Raw genomic sequence first — 13904 nt, 5'->3', positions numbered from 1 at the left:
ATGAGCGAAAATCTGATCGAAATACGCAACCTGCGTGTGACATTCAACGGCCAGCCTGTGGTGCATGGCATCGACCTCGATATTCGTCCGGGCGAATGCCTGGCGCTGGTCGGCGAGTCCGGCTCGGGCAAATCGGTGACCGCTCACAGCATCCTGCAATTGCTCGACCCGAACATCACGCGGATCGACGGCAGCATTCGTTATGCCGGCGAAGAGCTGCTCGGCGTGCATGAGCGTTATCTGCGCCAGTTACGCGGCAACCGTATTGCGATGATTTTTCAGGAGCCGATGAGTTCGCTGAATCCACTGCACACGATCGAGCGGCAACTCGGTGAGAGCCTGGCGCTGCACAAAGGCCTGGCGGGCGCGCAGGCCCGTGAACGGATGCTTGAACTGCTCGAACTGGTCGGCATTCAGAACCCGCGCGAACGGCTCAAGGCCTATCCGCATCAACTCTCCGGCGGCCAGCGCCAACGGGTGATGATCGCCATGGCGCTGGCCTGTGAGCCGCAATTGTTGATCGCAGACGAACCCACCACTGCATTGGACGTGACGGTACAGCGCAGGATTCTGTTGCTGCTCAAGAAATTGCAGCAGCGCCTGGGCATGGCGCTGCTGATCATCAGCCACGACCTCAATCTGGTGCGAACCCTCGCGCAGCGGGTGGCGGTGATGCGCGGTGGACGGATCGTCGAACAGGCGCCGTGCGAGCAGTTGTTCAGTGCGCCGCAGCATCCTTACAGCATTGAATTGCTGAATGCCGAGCCGGGCGGGCATGCCTTGTGTCTCGGCGCGACAGAGGACTTGTTGCAGGTGCGCGATCTGAAGGTGCGTTTTCGTCTGAGCGGCGGTTGGCTGCGGCGCAACACCTGGCTGGACGCGGTGAAGGGCATCGATCTGAATCTGCAGCGCGGCAAAACGCTGGGGATTGTCGGCGAGTCGGGCTCGGGCAAGTCGACATTGGGCCAGGCGATTCTGCGTCTGATCGACGCCGAGGGCAGCATTCACTTTGCCGGTGAGGCGCTGCAACAGTTGAGCGGCAAGCAGTTGCGACCCCTGCGCAGGCGCCTGCAAGTGGTTTTTCAGGATCCGTTTGGCAGCCTCAGCCCGCGCTTGTGTGTGGAGCAGATCATTGCCGAGGGCTTGCAGGTACACAGTGATCTGAATGCTGCCGAGCGTGAGCAGGCGGTGATTGATGTGCTGCGCGAGGTTGGCCTGGATCCGGCCACCCGACATCGCTATCCGCACGAATTTTCCGGCGGACAACGCCAACGGATTGCAATCGCTCGGGCGCTGGTGCTCAAACCGGATCTGATCTTGCTCGATGAACCGACCTCGGCGCTGGATCGCACGGTGCAGAAGCAGATCGTTGCTTTATTGCGGCGACTGCAGGAAGAGCATGGGCTGACTTATCTGTTCATCAGCCATGACCTGGCGGTGGTGCGGGCGTTGGCCCATGACCTGATTGTGATGAAGGAGGGGGAGGTGGTGGAGCGTGGTCGGGCGGATGAGCTGTTTACGGCGGCGCGGCATCCTTATACGCAGGAGCTATTGGCGGCATCGTTTGTCACGTCGGTTTTACCTGTGACATATACGGACAGACTTTTATCCGTGGTGTAGTTCCGGTACATTCCGCGCCCTGGCCAATACAAGGAAGTAGATGATGGCAAAACCTGCCGCTCGACTCAGCGATCTCAATGCCTGCCCGGTAACCGGTCACGGTACCAACCCAAGCACCAGCGGTTCGCCCAACGTGAACATCAACGGGATGCCGGTGCTACGTGTCGGCGATACTACGGCTTGCGGCGACTCGGTCACCGAAGGCATCGGCAACATCCTGATCAATGGCAAACCCATTGCCTTTCTTGGCAGTGCCACCGCTCATGGCGGCATGATCATCACCGGCTCCGGTGACGTTTTCGTCGGCACCGCAGTCGGCGCCGCGCCGTTCACCCCGATCGTTACCGTGCCCAAGCATAGCGAGCGCTTCCAGCTGGTCGACGAAACCACCGGCGAAGCCATTCCCGATATGCTCTATTGCATCGAAACCGGCGACGGCCAACGCCTCGTCGGCCACACCGACAACCACGGCAACGCCGCCCGAGTGTTCACCGCCGATCCTACTTCCGTTGTCGTGCAATGGGGCAAGGAAGCCGCCGCTCACCTGGATGCGTTGGGCATTGCTTACTAAGGAAGGTCAGACGTGGCGCCACCGAAGAAAAAACAGGCTCAGACAAGCGATCAGCACGGCACGACGCAGGTGAAGGGGACACTCAAATACGATTATGTAACTGTGGTGGGCTCTTACCACATTAGTCGCTGGACGGAATTTCGCGGGAATTACGGCAACAAGATGAGTTTCATCAACCAAGGTGTTGGCCAGTTGAGAGACTACTCGAATCTTAAAAAGGGGGCCGCGGACAAAACCTTTTTTCTGCTGTTTGTCGCGGAGTACGATCCCAAAATGCGCGCCAGGCTAAAAGAGCTGGTCGTCAACACATACAGAGCCGAATACCTTGAGATTGATTCCGCCGCTGAACTGGTTGCTTTCATAAACAAGCGAGTAGAGGAAAAGCGCGAAATCAAACAGCTCGATATCTTTGCCCACGGCGTGGTGTTCAATATCGAGTTCGGTTACGAAATCGAAGGTAAGGATGCCAGCTATCGCTTTGGACCTGCCCAAGCGAGCCAGTTGCAGCCTGATGCCTTTGCCTTCGGCGCTAATATCTTTTCGTACGCTTGCCGAACCGGGTTGGGGGTTGATGAGACGGCGCTTGTCAGTGAGGGGCAGGAACATTACGAGCTCAGCCTTGCACAGAAGCTTGCCGATGCAACCGGGGCGACCATTCATGCTTACCCGCGTCGCAGCCTTTACGACCAAACATATGGCAGTGATGCAGAGCGCGATGGTCTGGAGGGGGCGAAGGCGCGTGTAGCGTCGGATAATCGAGCCAAATCCGCTTTCATGATCAAGAAGGCTGGCTACGAACGGCGTCTTGCTGAATACAGATTGTCAAAAAAGGACGACACAGCGGAGCTGCCGGGCGAAACAGCCCCGGTTCAGCCACCGGAGCTGGCTAACGAAAACGATAAAAAGCTTTTGATGCATGCCCAGAGTCGCGCGAAAAACGAAAAGAACATGAGCTATCCGCTGGACGATTATGGAGCTGTCGGAAAGGTGCGCTCAGGCAATACGCCGTTGGGGCCACCAAAGCAGCAACTGAAGTTTAAAAAAGGGCTTCCGGCACAACCATGACTGTTAATTTTCACAAGCGCGTGGGTCTCATAGCGGCCTTTTTGCTGGTTTTTAGTGCGATGGGTCTCTATCTGCACACAAGGGAAGATGCAATGAGCGAGAAAGTGATGATGTACTACGGCGACTGGAGTCCGGAAGAAAACCGTTTTGATGCAACAAAATGGTTTCGTACCGATATGTACCGCAGTGATGTTGTCGATGGAAAAAAAAGCGCTGTAACCATGCTGCGTAACAGACCATTACCTTTTAAGCCAAGCGACAACGATGAGTTGGTAGCTGGCGCCATTGTGGCCCTTGAGGCGGCGTATCCGCCGGTCAATGGTGACTTGCTTGGCAAGGAATGGCCGATGCTGATTCCACGCATCCGCTACCGTTACAGCGCTTTCGAAGCGCCGGATCAGCCGCAGGATTATTACAACATTTATCTGAAGTACCAGGGTGAGCGGTATGTCATCACTTTCGCCCGGGATGCGCAAACCGGTGAAATCATTCCAGGGGGTAGTGTCCAGTTGATGTACCCCGAGAGTGAGACCCAGATCGCCGATCGGCAGGTCTTCAAAGAGCTGGACGCCGCCGGCATCCAATGACCCGGAAATGACAAATCCCGCCATCAAGGCGGGATTTGTTTGTAATGCGACGAATCTTACGACGGGAACAGCTCGGACAGCTTCATCGACAGCATCATGTCGCCTTCAACGCGCAGCTTGCCGCCCATGAACGCTTGCATGCCGTCGGTTTCACCGCTGACGATGTCTTTCAGCGTTGCACTGTCCAGTACCAGCGTGCAGTTGGCGTCGGCGTTTTCGCCTTCCTGAATGTCGCAAGTACCGTCTTTGACGATCAGCGCGTAGTGCTTGTCTTCGTCGGTGATGTTGAAACCGAAGACCAGATCCAGACCGGCAGCGGCGGCTGGGTTGAACTTGGCTTGCATCGCTTTTACGGCATCAGCTACGGAGGTCATGGTTCGATCCTTTATGGGTTGATTGCAGCAGGGTCACAGTTATCCGGACTCAACGGTAAGTGATGAGTTCCGGGGCCTTCAGCAGTTGCAGATGCGCATGACTGTTGAAGGAAGCCAGAGTCACCTCGCGACCGCGGAATTTCAGCTGGTTGAGCGAGGTGTTGACGATTTGCCAATTCAGTTCAAAGGCCTGCCTGGCCGGTATTTGGGTAATCAGGTGGAGCAGGGCGGTAATGGTGCCGCCGGAGGTGAACACGGCGACTTTCTGATTGCCGTCGGCTTGTTCGAGGATGCGGTGAAGACCCCCCTGAACCCGTTCGACGAAACCCAGCCAGCTTTCCAGCCCGGGGGTGTCGTGGGTGCCGGCCAGCCAGCGCTCGATGACCAGCGCGAAGATGCGCTGGAACTCGGCGCGGTTCTGCGCGGCGTTGCGCAGGATGTCGATGGCTTCCGGCTCGTCCTCCAGCATGGCGGGGATCAGCGCACGAATCACTGCGTCGGCATCGAACTCGTTGAACGCGGAGTCGGTCTCCAGCGTCGGTACCGACAGGCCCTTGGCGCTGAATTGCTCCAGCGCGCTGCTGGCCGTGTGTTGCTGGCGGCGCAGGTCGCCCGCCAGGCAGCGATCGAAACGGATTCCCAACTCGGCCAGGTGCTGGCCGAGGATTTCTGCCTGGCGCACACCGATGGGCGACAGGACGTCATAGTCGTCTGCACCAAAGGAGGCCTGGCCATGTCGAATCAGATAGATGCTGCCCACGTCCGCGTCATCCCGGTACGTTGAAGGTTGTGGCGAGGTTATGAGGATGACGGAGTGCTGTCAATGAAAAAACATACGCTTGTTTGAAATGCCCGTTACAGGCCTGTTGCCAGAGGTTTCACGGCTGGCCGAGGAGGCGGCGCATGGGTATGCTGGAACCATCCCGCGCGTGTTTGTGCATCCGCGCATTGTTTTAAGGAGTCTCTGTGGAGTTTTTCACCGAATACGCCAGCTTCCTGGCCAAGACCGTAACGCTGGTGGTCGCCATTCTGGTGGTGCTCGCCAGTTTTGCTGCATTGCGCAGCAAGGGCCGGCGCAAGTCGTCCGGGCAGTTGCAGGTCAGCAAGCTCAACGATTTCTATAAAGGCTTGCGTGAGCGCCTGGAGCAGACCCTGCTCGACAAGGATCAGCTCAAGGCCCTGCGCAAGGGCCAGGCCAAATCGGAGAAGTCCGAGAAGAAGCAAAAGAACAAACCCGAGGCCAAATCCCGGGTGTTCGTGCTGGATTTCGACGGTGATATCAAGGCCTCGGCCACCGAGAGCCTGCGTCACGAAATCACTGCATTGCTGACCCTTGCCACCCCGAAGGACGAAGTGGTGCTGCGCCTGGAAAGTGGCGGTGGCATGGTGCACAGCTACGGTCTGGCCTCATCGCAACTGGCGCGGATCCGTGAGGCCGGCGTGCCGTTGACCGTGTGCATCGACAAGGTCGCCGCCAGCGGCGGTTACATGATGGCGTGCATCGGCGAGAAGATCATCAGCGCCCCGTTCGCGATACTCGGCTCGATCGGTGTAGTTGCACAACTGCCCAACGTCAATCGTCTGCTGAAAAAGCACGACATCGATTTCGAAGTGCTGACCGCGGGTGAGTACAAGCGCACCCTGACCGTATTCGGCGAAAACACCGAGAAGGGCCGGGAGAAGTTTCAGGAAGACCTGGACATCACCCACCAGTTGTTCAAGAACTTCGTGGCCCGTTATCGGCCACAACTGGCCATCGATGAAGTGGCTACCGGAGAAGTCTGGCTGGGTGTCGCGGCGCTGGACAAACAGTTGGTCGATGAACTCAAGACCAGCGACGAATATCTGGCCGACAAGGCGAAGAAAGCCGAGGTCTACCACCTGCATTACGCCGAGCGCAAAAGCCTGCCGGAACGCATCGGCATGGCCGCCAGTGGTTCGGTGGAGCGCGTGTTGGTGAACGGCTGGAGTCGCCTGACCCAGCAACGCTTCTGGTAAGCCACTTGCATAAAAGGCCCTTCATTGTTCTGCAATGAAGGGCCTTTTTTATTGAGGTGGTATATATGTATTTTTTAAGTTTGAAATGTTGATTGTGCGACCGTTAGTTTGATCTGTTATTCGCGCTTTTATAAAGAGGTCGGCTCGTTAAGCTGATGACTCCTTTAAGTGCGTGAGATCATCAATGTCCTCGTTAACCGATACAACTGCGTCAGCCACGCCAACTTCAGAACAGAAAGGCCTCTTTTTTTATTTGATCAAAAAGAATGCACCGCCCTGGATATTGGCGGCTTCCGGGGCGTTGCGCCGCGAACTCTACGACAGCCTCATTGAAAGTCATCGCACGCGCAGTACCGCAGGCGCGCTCCTGAACAAACTGCAGTCACCCGAGCAATTCTGCTCCCCCTTGCTGGCCAAGGCCATGTCCGACAAGCTGTCCATGCCACTGGACGTGTCCGGCGTGGTGTTTCAGCACGTGCGATCAACGTCGAGCCTGCTGGGACTGCGCAAAAAACTGGTGCTGCCGATCAATCGCGATCTGCTGGCCGCCGCATGCGAGAACTTCGAATCCCGCGAAACCGAGGCAAAAAACTACAGCGACACTTCACTGATCTATATCCCACAGAAACTGAACGCTGGCGTGGCTTCGATATTGCCAATACAACCCCATGACTTTGCGCAATTGTGCCGAACACTGGATCTGGGCAAGCAATATCAGACTCATCTTGAGTCGGTATTTGAACTTAACGTCGAATCGAGCAATGTGTTTGGCCAGTGCGTTGCCCATGTGCGAAGTTGTTTTGATGTGGATCGGCATATTGCGCTGATGAAAAAACATATCAGCACGTCGGTTCACCAAATGTTGAAGTGCGTGAAGGACGGCGACAGCACGATCAAACTGGGGAAAAACACGCTGGGGTATCAGAGTCTGGAAATGTTCAACATGACCCTGCATGGCCCGTTGTTCATCGGGCCTGTCAGCGAGCATGCCGACGATGATTATCGCTGCGTCGTTTACCTGCCGGGCGATCCGCTGCATCCGCTGAAAGAGTACGCCTCGTTCACCGACTTTGAGGTCGAGTTGAGCGGGCGCCTGAGAAACCCTGCATTCAAGACGTTCTTCATGGGCTTCCTGAAGCTGGGCGAGCGGGCGGCCTTTCAACAGGAACTGAATATTCGCCTGTATCCCGGTGGCAGTTCACTACTGACGGGCACCGGCACTTACGTGACGTTGACGGGTGTCGATATCGAGGGCGATCCCTTTACCGGGATACACCGTCAGCAGGTTACGCGGACCTTGGCCGACGCCCGGCTTCTGGTGGTTCCCACGGATGATGAAGACGAGAAAACCCGCCTCGCACGCCTGGAGACCTTCAAGGAAATCGGTATCGATCTATTGCTGGTCGCGGCCTCGTTTTTGCCTGGAGTGGGTGAAGTGCTGTTGACGGTGGGTACTCTGCAACTTCTGTCGCACGTCTATGAGGGCATTGCGAGTTGGACCCGTGGCGAGCAGGAGCAGGCCACGGATCACCTGTTCGATGTCATCGAAAACATCATTCTGATGGCCGCTTTTGCCGCCGGGACGAAAGTCGTCGGGGCGGCCTATAAAACTGTCAGGTCGTCGGCCTTCATCGAACGTTTGATCGTGGTCAATCCGGGCGGTGGACGCCTGCGCCTGTGGAAGCCGGACCTCAAGGCTTTTCGTCAACATCGGCGGTTGCCCAAAGGATTGCCCGTCGACGAGCGCGGGTTACGTTGGCTCGAGGGACAGGCTTACGTCACCCTCGACTCCGTTCGGTACGCAGTGCATCAGCAACCCGAGACCGAACTGTGGGAAGTGCTGCCTCCACCGGGCGCAGCAGAAAGCTACCGTCCGTTGCTCGAAACCAATGACCGCGGCGCCTGGCGTCATGACTCGGAGCGGGTGCAGGAGTGGGGGCGGCTGACGTTGTTCCGTCGTTTCGGCTACACCAGAGAAGCGATCCCGGACGCCATGGCGACGCGTGTTCTGGCGGTCAGTGGACTTGATGACAGCGTGTTGCGGCAGGTGCATATCGATCAGGTGCAGACCCCGGCACTGCTGGTCGATACCGTGCAACGTTTCATGGCGGACGCTGCAGTCAAAGCGTTTATCGAACAGTTACAGACGCCGAGTACGGCAGCGCTGGCCGACCCTGATCTGCAGTTGCATGTGCTCACCGCCGCAGCGAAATGGCCCTCCGATAGCGCAATCAGCGTGGTCAACGCGTTGGATTACCCAGTCAACCGTTACGGTTCGCAAACCGCCAAAAGCGTTATCCGGCTGACTGAGGACGCGTTGCAAAAAGGTCAGTTACACCATTCGCTGCTGTCGAAGCTGTCGCGCAATCAGCGAGAAAGCCTGCTCGGCAACGCGTCGACGAACACTGAAGTACAAGCACAGGAACTGGCACGGATCGTTGCCGAACAGGCTCAAACCGCGCGCCCCGATTTGTTCCGGCGGATATACCAGCGTAGCCAGGTCCCAGGCCATCCCCGGGTCGCGGTACTGATGCAACACTTTCCCGAGCTGCCCGGCAGTGCCGCCGAAGAGCTGGTGAATAATGCGTTCAGTGGCGAATGGCGCGAGCTGGACGCGAAACGCGTGCCCTTGCGGCTGGCGGAGGAGGCCCGGCGCTATCAGCAGATGATCCGTGTCTGTCGCGCCTACGAAGGTTTATACCTCGATGGGGCGGGAGGGCAGTACACCAATCGACTGGTGCTCGATACACTCAAACACCTCCCGGGCTGGTCGGACGCCGCGTTCGTGCAAATACTCGAATGGACCGCGACCCATGATTCGGCAGCCGCGATCGGGCCGGCGACAGCGAGCGAGCGTACGGTGATCAGCGTGTTCGAGGATCGAGTCAACGTCATTCAGGGCACCGACGCACCGCTTGTCACATTCACCAGGCGCACCCGCGAACACTATTTCCGCGCGCTCTGGATGGGGCTTTCGGCACAGCGCAGGACGGCGCTGGGCGTACAGGCGGAAAATGGTGCCGCCGCGCTGCAGGAAAAGATTACCCGCGTGGCGCAGGAGCGACGGACGATCTTCGCGCAGAGCGTTGGCGCGCGTCTCGGAGAGCTGTCACCCATGGGACTGGCCGAGCGTACTGCTGTCGTGTCCGGTGCGACCTCCGACGAGGTGACCAATGTCATGGTGCGCCGGGCCCTGGAGCTGTATCCGATGCACACCCCTGCGCAGATTCATCGTCTGCTCAACGCTCTGGGCACCAACGAAATCAAGGTACTGATGAAGCTCGAAGCGCTGCGGCTGGAGTTTTTCGCGCTCAGAGAAACCTTGAGTCGCTGGGTCAGCCGTCAGACCTGGCATTTGAGCGCCGATGGCACACGGCAGCCGACTCCCCGAGACAGCAAGCTGCGTGCCATGCGCGCGATCATTCGCAGTTGGCGCAAGGAGCCGGGGAATGTGGCTGCAGACCAAAGTTTATATGGCACCTTGCGGTTCGCGCCGGAGCCTTTGGGGGAGCTGCCGCCGGTGGTGGCCGATTTCAGTCATGTCGGGCGGGTCATCATGGACGGTGTGATGCCCCATGCCGGACTGAACGAATTTCTGCGCAACTTCAGCCAGTTGCGCAGCCTGTCACTGAGCGACAATCAGCTCAGCCAGTTGCCCGAGTCGCTGGAGCGGATACGCTGGCTGACGCATCTGGACCTGAGCAACAATCGCCTGCAGTCCTCTGATGCATCGCTTGCTCAATTGGGGCGGATGAAAGACCTGCGGGTGCTGCACCTTGATTTCAACCCGAACCTGGCGCAACTGCCCGATCTCGGTGGGCTGACGCATCTTGAGCAGTTGACCGTGCGCGGTAGCCGGATGACACACTGGCCACAGCGCCTGTCCGGGCTGCTCCGATTACAGTTGCTGGATCTGCGCGACAATCGGATTGAAACCCTGCCAGCGCAGGCGTTCGATACTACTCAATTGCCGCAGATGATTCGCTTGCACGGTAATCCGTTGTCTTCCGAGACGCTGAAAAACATCGCGACTTATCAGCAGACCTTCAGTGGTCGTTTCGGTGTGACGGCGATGGAGGGGCGCAAATCTCCCCTGCAAACCGTGGCGCGGGAAGATCAGAGTGTGCAGTGGCTGGCCGGGGAAAGTGCCAGCGTGACGTCGTCCCGGCGCGAGGTATGGGAGGCGCTGCGCGCGTTACCTGATTCCGCTGACTTTTTTCAAGTGTTGTTGCAACTGGTGCACACCGCAGAATTTACCCACGTGTATCCGCATTTGCGCCAGCGTGTCTGGGATGTGGTGGACGCGGCTGCCGGCGATCAGCGCCTGCGTCGGTCATTATTCAATGCGGCGCGCAGTGCCAGGGTCAGTGTCGACGGCTACAGCGCGTTGTTCAGCGAAATGGAAGTGCTGGTCTTGTGTTTCCGGGCGAGCGCGGCGGCCTCCGCCGGTGTGCAGGTGCTGGAAGCGCAACTGGTGAGTCTGCTCAAGGGCCTGTTCCGTTTGCACGAAGTGGAAAGCCTTGCGCTGGCGGACATCAGCGCACGTTTCCACACCGCGCCGATGGACTACGATCAGGCGCTGCAAGTCAGCCTGGCCTATCGGGTTGGTCTGGCGCAACGCCTGAACCTGCCGGCGCAGCCGCAGACGCTGAGCAAACCCTTGAATATCGAGGTATCGCCGACCGTCCTGGATCAGGCCTTTCAACAGGTGCTCAAGACCGAAAGCAGCGGCGCCTTACGCGACTGGAGCGTAGCGCAGACGTTCTGGGTCGAGTACCTGGAGTCGGCTCACGGTGATCGGTTTTCCGCCGTGAACGAACAGACGTCGCGGGAAATGGCTCAATTGGAAGGGCAGATCGAACTGACGCGCGAGGCGGCCTCGACGCAGATGAATGCCATCCTCGACAACTTCGGTAATCAGCGCCGGGAATTGATCGGGCAACTGACGGATCAGGCGTTGGCACGCCACGCCGAACTCGACGCAGCAAAGGCCGCGACGGCTGAAATGATGGAGGCTTGATGCGGCGTCGCTTGCACGCAACGCTTGGCGTTAACGCCCGGAATGAACAACGCCTTGAGCCCGATTGCAGGCTCAAGGCGTTTTTCGATCAGCGACGACGGAACAGCGGCAGCGGTTCGTCGGTGGCGGCCTGGTAGGTGACCGAGAAGTCCTTCAGGCTTTCCAGTGCTTCGTACGGGTCTTTGTCGGCGCGCAAGGCGAACGCATCGAAACCGCAGCGGTGCATGTAGAACAACTGGTCACGCAGCACATCGCCAATCGCCCGCAGTTCGCCTTTGAAACCGTAACGGTCGCGCAGCAGGCGGGCGTTGGAGTAGTTGCGGCCGTCGGTGAAGGCCGGGAAGTTCAGCGCGATGACCTGAAACTCGGCCACGTCGTTACCGATCTCCTCGGCTTCTTCATCGGCGTCCAGCCACACACCCAGTCCGCCGTCGCGGGCCTTGAGCATGCGGCTGTGTTCACGCCAAAGCTGCAACGGAACAATCAGATCGTCGCAATTGCTGATGTCGTCGATGTTGAAATCTTTCGGCAGCAAGTGCCAGGTTTCGTCGACGACTTCGTTGTTCTTAATGATTCGCTGCATAGACGCGTTCCTTGAAGAGGTCGATGCCAATACGCTGGTAGGTGTCGATGAAGCGCTCGTCTTCGGTACGTTGTTCAACGTACACGTCGATCAGCTTCGAGATCACGTCCGGCATGTCGTCTTGGGCAAAGGACGGGCCGAGGATCTTGCCCAGGCTCGCGTCACGGCTGGCGCTGCCACCGAGGGACACCTGGTAGAACTCTTCCCCTTTCTTGTCCACCCCGAGAATGCCGATGTGACCGACGTGGTGGTGACCACAGGCGTTCATGCAGCCGGAGATGTTCAGGTCCAGCTCACCGATGTCGAACAGGTAGTCCAGGTCGTCGAAACGGCGCTGGATCGATTCGGCGATCGGGATCGACTTGGCGTTGGCCAGCGAGCAGAAATCACCGCCCGGGCAGCAGATGATGTCGGTCAGCAGGCCAATGTTTGGCGTGGCGAAACCGCTTTCACGCAGTTCGCCCCACAGGGTGAACAGTTGGCTCTGCTCGACATCGGCCAGGATGATGTTCTGCTCATGCGACGTGCGCAGTTGGCCGAAGCTGTAACGCTCGGCCAGGTCGGCGACAGCGTCGAGCTGCTTGTCGGTGATGTCGCCCGGAGCAACGCCGGTCGGTTTCAGCGACAGGGTCACCGCGACATAACCCGGCTTCTTGTGCGCCAGGGTGTTGCGCGAGCGCCAGCGGGCGAAACCCGGATGCTCCTTGTCGAGTTCGGCCAGGGCCGCGGTCTGGTTCTCCAGAACCTTGTAGTCCGGATCGACGAAGTGCTTGGCGACGCGATGCAGTTCGGCTTCGGTCAGTGTGGTCTGGCCGCCGCGCAGGTGCTCCATCTCGGCATCGACTTTTTGCGCGAAGACTTCGGGGGTCAGCGCCTTGACGAGGATCTTGATCCGCGCCTTGTATTTGTTGTCGCGACGGCCATAGCGGTTGTACACACGCAGGATGGCGTCGAGGTAGCTCAACAGGTCCTGCCACGGCAGGAACTCGTTGATGAATGCGCCGACCACCGGGGTACGGCCCAGGCCACCGCCGACCAGTACACGGAAACCCAGTTCGCCGGCGGCGTTGTGGACCGGCTCCAGGCCGATGTCGTGAACTTCGATGGCGGCACGGTCAGCGGTCGAACCGTTAACGGCAATCTTGAATTTGCGTGGCAGGTAGGCGAATTCCGGGTGGAATGTGGTCCACTGACGGACGATTTCGCACCATGGGCGCGGGTCGATCACCTCATCGGCGGCGACACCGGCGAACTGGTCGGTGGTGACGTTGCGCAGGCAGTTGCCGCTGGTCTGGATCGCGTGCATTTGCACGGTGGCCAGTTCCGCGAGGATGTCCGGAATGTCTTCCACCGCCGGCCAGTTGAACTGCACGTTCTGCCGCGTACTGATGTGGGCGTAGCCCTTGTCGTAGTCGCGGGCAATCTTCGCCATCATGCGCACCTGACGGGAAGTCAGTTGGCCGTAAGGCACCGCCACGCGCAACATCGGCGCAAAACGCTGGATGTACAGGCCATTTTGCAGGCGCAGGGGGCGGAATTCTTCTTCGCTCAGCTCACCTGCCAGATAGCGTCGGGTCTGATCACGGAACTGCTTGACGCGGTCCTCGATGATCCGCTGATCGTACTCGTCGTATACGTACATATAAGTCCTGTTCTCAGGCTTTGGGCTACTCGGAAAACGCTGCGTTTTCGCTTGCTGGAGTCCGATGGTGCCTCTGCAATTACGCGCGCACGGCCGCGCACTCCCTAACGGAGCCGGGGCAATATACCCGTTTGCAGTTATGCGCAAAAGTGATGTTTGAGTATATGTAAAGAACCAAATCGCCTAACGAGAATAGTTGTTGATTAACCCACATTTGTCGCGGGGACAATCATCGTCTTAACTGTGATCGAGTCTTTCTGCAATCACCGATAAAACCGACAAGAGGCGATGCAATGAGCAATCCGACCAAGGCAAAGAAAAGCGATAGCAGTGTCGATGCATGGGCCATTCTGTTCCTGATTATTCTGGTCGTAGGGACAGCGGTATTCTGGGTCAGCCATCAGTAAACGACCGATCCGGGTCCGCTTCCGACGATTGTCGGAC

General features: G+C 58.4%; 10 protein-coding genes. 6 read left to right on the top strand and 4 right to left on the bottom strand.

The features are described from left to right. Genes AC193Q_RS07890 through AC193Q_RS07875 form a run of 4 tightly spaced genes read left to right on the top strand, consistent with a single transcriptional unit; the run spans nt 1 to nt 3843 of the window. Nucleotides 1-1620 carry an ABC transporter ATP-binding protein gene (locus AC193Q_RS07890; RefSeq protein ID WP_483879400.1) on the top strand — a complete coding sequence of 540 codons (1620 nt, stop codon included), beginning with the start codon at nt 1-3 and terminating at the stop codon, nt 1618-1620. Between the two features lie 43 nt (nt 1621-1663). After that, on the top strand, nt 1664-2191 hold the full coding sequence (locus AC193Q_RS07885; RefSeq protein WP_121185816.1) for a PAAR domain-containing protein: 528 nt from the start codon (nt 1664-1666) through the stop codon (nt 2189-2191). A gap of 12 nt (nt 2192-2203) precedes the next feature. Next, entirely contained in the window at nt 2204-3256 is a 1053-nt protein-coding gene (locus tag AC193Q_RS07880) for a hypothetical protein (protein ID WP_121185814.1), read from the top strand. Continuing rightward, a complete protein-coding gene (locus AC193Q_RS07875; protein WP_131671723.1) occupies nt 3253-3843 on the top strand; it encodes a hypothetical protein in 591 nt (196 codons plus the stop codon). Before AC193Q_RS07880 ends, AC193Q_RS07875 begins: the two co-directional genes overlap by 4 nt. 56 nt (nt 3844-3899) lie before the next feature. Here the strand turns inward: AC193Q_RS07875 and AC193Q_RS07870 are convergent, their stop codons facing one another. Both AC193Q_RS07870 and AC193Q_RS07865 read right to left on the bottom strand, forming a co-directional pair. Beyond that, nucleotides 3900-4217 (bottom strand): SCP2 sterol-binding domain-containing protein, encoded by a 318-nt coding sequence (locus AC193Q_RS07870; protein WP_007967870.1) that lies wholly within the window; start codon nt 4215-4217, stop codon nt 3900-3902. Nucleotides 4218-4266: 49 nt separating this feature from the next. Continuing rightward, nucleotides 4267-4977, bottom strand: a complete 711-nt coding sequence (locus tag AC193Q_RS07865) for a histidine phosphatase family protein (RefSeq protein ID WP_121185812.1) — start codon at nt 4975-4977, stop codon at nt 4267-4269. A gap of 206 nt (nt 4978-5183) precedes the next feature. Here AC193Q_RS07865 and sohB point away from each other — a divergent pair, with 206 nt between their 5' ends. Next, nucleotides 5184-6215, top strand: a complete 1032-nt coding sequence (gene sohB / locus AC193Q_RS07860) for a protease SohB (RefSeq protein ID WP_041072698.1) — start codon at nt 5184-5186, stop codon at nt 6213-6215. A gap of 421 nt (nt 6216-6636) precedes the next feature. After that, nucleotides 6637-11235 carry an NEL-type E3 ubiquitin ligase domain-containing protein gene (locus AC193Q_RS07855; protein WP_483879399.1) on the top strand — a complete coding sequence of 1533 codons (4599 nt, stop codon included), beginning with the start codon at nt 6637-6639 and terminating at the stop codon, nt 11233-11235. Nucleotides 11236-11323: 88 nt separating this feature from the next. On the opposite strand, the gene AC193Q_RS07850 is transcribed toward AC193Q_RS07855, so the two are convergent. Both AC193Q_RS07850 and AC193Q_RS07845 read right to left on the bottom strand, forming a co-directional pair. Next, nucleotides 11324-11818 (bottom strand): DUF934 domain-containing protein, encoded by a 495-nt coding sequence (locus AC193Q_RS07850; protein WP_047291445.1) that lies wholly within the window; start codon nt 11816-11818, stop codon nt 11324-11326. Next, nucleotides 11802-13460 (bottom strand): nitrite/sulfite reductase, encoded by a 1659-nt coding sequence (locus AC193Q_RS07845; RefSeq protein WP_047291448.1) that lies wholly within the window; start codon nt 13458-13460, stop codon nt 11802-11804. Before AC193Q_RS07845 ends, AC193Q_RS07850 begins: the two co-directional genes overlap by 17 nt. Nucleotides 13461-13904: the final 444 nt, after the last annotated feature.

The organism is Pseudomonas sp. F2 (assembly GCF_057174385.1).
The sequence above is the reverse complement of the archived record's forward strand: the minus strand, read 5'-3'. Positions and strand labels throughout refer to the sequence as shown.